The 3,341-nt window shown below is 39.3% G+C and carries 4 protein-coding genes; all 4 read left to right on the top strand.

Annotation, left to right across the window (positions count from 1 at the left end; translation table 11 throughout):
• The first annotated feature begins 161 nt into the window (after positions 1–161).
• Positions 162–1,214: a BF3164 family lipoprotein gene (locus B5F78_RS16190; RefSeq protein WP_158098023.1), complete on the top strand. Its 1,053-nt coding sequence runs from the start codon at positions 162–164 to the stop codon at positions 1,212–1,214.
• Positions 1,215–1,455: 241 nt separating this feature from the next.
• Positions 1,456–1,698, top strand: coding sequence for an NVEALA domain-containing protein (locus tag B5F78_RS16980; RefSeq protein WP_140400224.1), 243 nt, complete (start codon positions 1,456–1,458; stop codon positions 1,696–1,698).
• A 77-nt stretch (positions 1,699–1,775) separates the two neighbouring features.
• On the top strand, positions 1,776–2,870 hold the full coding sequence (locus tag B5F78_RS16180) for a 6-bladed beta-propeller (RefSeq protein ID WP_158098022.1): 1,095 nt from the start codon (positions 1,776–1,778) through the stop codon (positions 2,868–2,870).
• A gap of 73 nt (positions 2,871–2,943) precedes the next feature.
• A complete protein-coding gene (locus tag B5F78_RS16175) occupies positions 2,944–3,207 on the top strand; it encodes an NVEALA domain-containing protein (RefSeq protein ID WP_087207358.1) in 264 nt (87 codons plus the stop codon).
• Positions 3,208–3,341: the final 134 nt, after the last annotated feature.

The raw sequence follows: 3,341 nt of genomic DNA, 5'->3' as shown, positions 1-3,341 counted from the left end.
GGGCAAACAACTTTGTAGAAAACATCTTTTCCACATGTATGGCACTGCATAATCTCAGAATTAAAATCAACCCTTGGAACTATCATAACTAATTTACATAAACTCTAATGTGTAAGGCTTTGTTTTATTCATTTCCTGACTCTTTAAAACGTGAATTCGTCATGAAACGGATTATATATGGTTTATTGTTGTGTTTGAGCTTTGGTGGGTGTAAACAAGAGCAAGATGGCTTTTCTGCTTTTGATTCTTCTTTTAGGAATGTGCGTAAAGTGATAGTTGATAATTGTATAAAATCGGATTTGCTTTTAGGACGCCCTTTTTTTATTGAATACGCTGATTCATGTGTGTTTATATATGACGATTTGGGTGATAGTCTTTTCGTTATGGTTGATTTGGCTGAAAGGAATTGTGTGTATCGTTTTGGTACAAGAGGGCAGGGGAATAATGAGTTTTTACAAGTGGCTTCACTACATAGAATGGCTAGTGATTCTAGTATCTGTACTTATGATTTTTACCGCCATGCTTTGAGCCGGATTGATGTCCGGAATGTTAAGCAAGGTATTAAGGATTATGTAGTATTGAAAAAAGACAGCCTGAATAGCATTGATATGTTACCAACGAAATACGGAAGTTTTATAGGATTGGGATTTTATGAAAATACAATGTTTTCTTTATTACGAGAAAATCTGACGGATTTCTTTTACGAGTATCCGTACCGTGACAGTCGTGAACGTCGAATTAGTAATCGGTTAAGAGGCATGGCGTATCAAGGTACATTACGTTCGGCTCCATCGTTAGATAAATTTGTGTTTGCCATGAATACTTCTCCTATATTTATGTTGTATACTATAGAGAAGGATAAGATTGTAGAACAATATCGCTGGATAGGTAGCTATCCGGTATATCGCACGGAAGAAACCGAGATATCTCGTTCTGCACCACTTGATGCAAGCAGGCCTGTTGGTTTTATTTATGCATACGCTACTGATAACTATGTGTATTTGTTGTATTCTGGTAAAAGTATGAAAGACTATCAAGCTGATGCGTTTACTGGCAATGTCATTTATCAAGTGGATTGGAAAGGTAATCCAGTTCGTAAATATGTATCGGACAAAGCTTTGTCTACATTTTGTGTCTCCGATTCAGATGAAATGATATATGCGGTAGCTAAAGATAATGAACCGACATTGGTTAAAATTGATTTGTCTAAGTAAAAATGGTTGTTTCTCTGATTAAATAGAAATGAAACAGATACTTGGAATAATCATTTTATCATGGCTGCTCTTCGGCTGTTCTTTCTGGGAAACATCGGGGAGGTTGCTGGATATTGGCGAAGGAACCCCCATTGAGGCTCACCCATACGCTTACGACTTGGTTATGTCTAATCCGTTGAATCTTGCGGTAGTGAAAGACAAGCTGCTCTTGTTCCAGCATACGGGTGAAGATGCTGTCCTGATGATGGACCGTGAAAGCGGTAAGCCCGTAGGCTGTTGGGGAGTTGCCGGAGTAACGGCTTATCAGGCACAGGATAAAGAAGTGATGTCAGACTTGGCTCTTGCCAATGTGGAAGCGTTGGCGAATGGGGAAGGCGGTTCTGAATGCAGATGGAAAAGAGTGAAAGATGAATATGGTTGCACTGTGCATTATTGTATCCAAGGTGGTGATGGAAGTGTTTGTTCTTGCGGATCTGTAGCTTGATGGTAAATACGAGGATGCATATTGGAATATGCAATCATTTTTAGTGTGCATCCTCTTTCAACTTATCTATGAATTGTATGAAACGTATTGGGTATTATTGTTTAATGTTATTGGCTTTTGCTTCTTGTTCGCGGTCTCCCCAGCCAATGGAGGCTCTTTATCCTGTGCAAGGATATACAGATTTGTCGCAGGAAAAAGTGAAATTGTCATCATTGTTTGCTGAATATAGGCTGATACCTTTGGAAACGAATGATTCTTCGCTGATAGGAGGACGCGGAAATAAGGTGCTTCAACGGGATTCGTCATTTTATATTGAATCGGAAAACACAATTTTAAGTTTTGACAATGACGGACATTTTATCAGCCGTTTTGATAAGCGTGGCAGTGGTCCGGAAGATTACATTGACATTTCCGACTTTGATGTAGTCAGCTCTTCAGAGGGGAAAACCGAATTGTGGTTATCAGGTGCTGGTGGCATAAAAGTGTACGATGCATTATCGGGTGCTTTTATACGAGGTGTTTTGTCTGGTTCTTATGTACATCAGTTTCAATATGTGAATGACAGTACGTTGCTTTTTGTCGATTCGGGCGATGAAGTGTTTCATGTTTGCGATTTGACAGGGAAAGAACGCTTTCGTTACTTTAAGAAAGATTTGGCAAATTCAATCCATAAGTTTAATCAGTTCTTTTTTTGCCGTGGAAAGATATGCTATCAGTTAGGCAATACGCTTGAAGCGATAGTATACGACCCTGATGCCGATGCTTGCAGCTTGCAGCCGATATTACCGGCGGAAGGCAATGTCTTGACTCTTCAAGTCAGCCGTGATTATTATGACAAGTATGGATATTTGGAGCAAGATAAAAAGCTGATGGAGAATTATGTAATGCTTTCGGTCGTGCGTACGGTTCGGGGAGGAGCGGTTTTTGAATGGATAGCTCCGGGTATGGAATACGGATTGTCTTTTTGTTCTTCAGATAAATGCCATACAATTCCTTTCTCTGCGATAGACAATGACATTTGCGAAACGGATGACAACCGTTTTCTTGCTACATTGACTTGTTGTGAAAGTGATAATGATTCGGTTTTGCTGTTCCAAGTGCCGGATAAGGGCGATGGAGAGAATAATTTTAGTCTGTTAGAAGCAGTATGCAAGGATATGCAATTTAACTAAAAGCAAATCGAGGATTTGCGGCTTCGCAGAGAAAAGTAAATGAAGTACTAATCAATTAAAAAACAATACAGTTATGAAACGAAATATCTTAAAAATAACATTTATTGCAGCGGTAGCCGTAGCGGCAGGCTATACTGCTTATAGCCAGTCACAGAAAACGGAAGCATTGTCTGACTTGGCATTGGAAAATGTGGAAGCGTTGGCACAAAGTGAATCTCAAGGAATGAAATATGAGAGGCAGAAGCAGGATATTACGGAAATTTGGGATGATGCATCGGGAACTTATAAAAAAGTAGTTATAACTGTTTGTGAAGGTAAAGGCTCTCTTGATTGTTAAATAGAAATTAGAATAAGCGATCCTTATTAGAAGCTGTTTTGAATTTATCGTGCGATGATTTGGGATGAGTTTTTGAGGCATTTCCGCTTCTGTGATGAGGAAGATAGCGGGCTATCTGACGAAGAACAGGAGCG

This window comes from Bacteroides sp. An279 (genome assembly GCF_002159615.1).
Taxonomy (GTDB): domain Bacteria; phylum Bacteroidota; class Bacteroidia; order Bacteroidales; family Bacteroidaceae; genus Phocaeicola; species Phocaeicola intestinalis.
Note: the sequence above shows the minus strand (reverse complement) of the source record. Positions and strands in the feature narration are given on the sequence as shown.

Coding starts and splice junctions, on each gene's coding strand:
- B5F78_RS16190 (WP_158098023.1), top strand. CDS start 162: ATGAAACGGATTATATATGGTTTATTGTTGTGTTTGAGCTTTGGTGGG.
- B5F78_RS16180 (WP_158098022.1), top strand. CDS start 1,776: ATGAAACGTATTGGGTATTATTGTTTAATGTTATTGGCTTTTGCTTCT.
- B5F78_RS16980 (WP_140400224.1), top strand. CDS start 1,456: ATGATGGACCGTGAAAGCGGTAAGCCCGTAGGCTGTTGGGGAGTTGCC.
- B5F78_RS16175 (WP_087207358.1), top strand. CDS start 2,944: ATGAAACGAAATATCTTAAAAATAACATTTATTGCAGCGGTAGCCGTA.